The sequence below is a fragment of the Serratia proteamaculans genome (assembly GCF_008830365.1).
GTDB lineage: Bacteria > Pseudomonadota > Gammaproteobacteria > Enterobacterales > Enterobacteriaceae > Serratia > Serratia proteamaculans.
In genome coordinates this window covers 1-1,046 of record NZ_WBKI01000017.1, presented here as the reverse complement: position 1 = coordinate 1,046, position 1,046 = coordinate 1, and the positions used below count along the sequence as shown (strand labels likewise).

Below are 1,046 nucleotides of genomic sequence, written 5' to 3'. Positions count from 1 at the left end.
CCGCTATTGCTGAGTGAATGGGTCACCTTAGTAATTGTCCACGCCTGCTCGTCTATGACGCGCTTAAACCCTCTCACCGCTACCGGCGTTTCTGGGAATAAATCCGCGCGCCCCATGGCAAGATTGATAGAAAACTCCGCAACACCGCGTTGTAACTTATCCCACTTCGCCAGCGCGGCCCGCATCGCCTGCGCCTTGCTGGCGTAAACCGTGGTGATAGCAAACACATTATCGGCCTCGCCGGTCATATATTCCCCTTCGCGTTCCTCTTTCGGCTTGGTCGCTGCTTTCTTGGTAGCAACCGGTTTTGCCTTTGGATGTTGCAACGCGCGCAGGTGCTGCGGCTTCGGTTTACGCTTGAGTTTTACCTGCTGCTTTTGCGGCTTAGGGTCTTTGGTGTGCAGCCATTTGGCCGTGACGCCGGTATAGGCCGTGCGGTCTGCAATGGCAAACTGATGCCCGTCACCGTCGCGACGCTCAATCGTCATCTGCGGTATTGGCTTACCGCTGGCGGTCACACCATTCCCGGCCCGGATAAATAACAGCTTCCCGGCTTTTATCGACACCTCCGCGCCGTTGCGGGTGGCGAGGCGCGTCAGGAACTTGGCGTCAGACTCCTGCGACTGGTCGATATGCGGGACTTTAATCTCGGCCAATCCTTTTGCGACGCTGGCCGACAGCTTGTTCCTCTCGGCAATCTTGCTAATCACCGCGCTTAGCGTGGTGTCATGGTAGGACTCCTCCCGACGGGCATTGAGCGAGCCGCGAAAATCAGCGGAGCGGGCACGAATCGTCAGCGTGTCTGGCGCGCCCCGGTGCTCTATCTCGTCAACGGTAAAATTGCCCTTATTGAACAATGACGCATTTTGCCAGCCAAGGTGGAGCGTCAGCTCTGCCCCCCGGTTAGGCATCATGACCTGACCGTCGGCGTCATCCAGCTCAATATCGAGCTGGTCTGCGTCAAATCCGCGATTGTCCGACAGCGTCAGGGATAGCAGGCGGTCACTAATATTGTGAGTGATATCCTTATCACCCATTTTGAGCAT

General features: G+C 56.7%; 1 protein-coding gene. It reads right to left on the bottom strand.

What is annotated here, in order from left to right; translation table 11 throughout:
* A partial coding sequence (locus tag F8R23_RS24070) for a phage late control D family protein (protein ID WP_151416111.1) occupies positions 1-1,046 on the bottom strand: 1,046 nt, incomplete at its 3' end.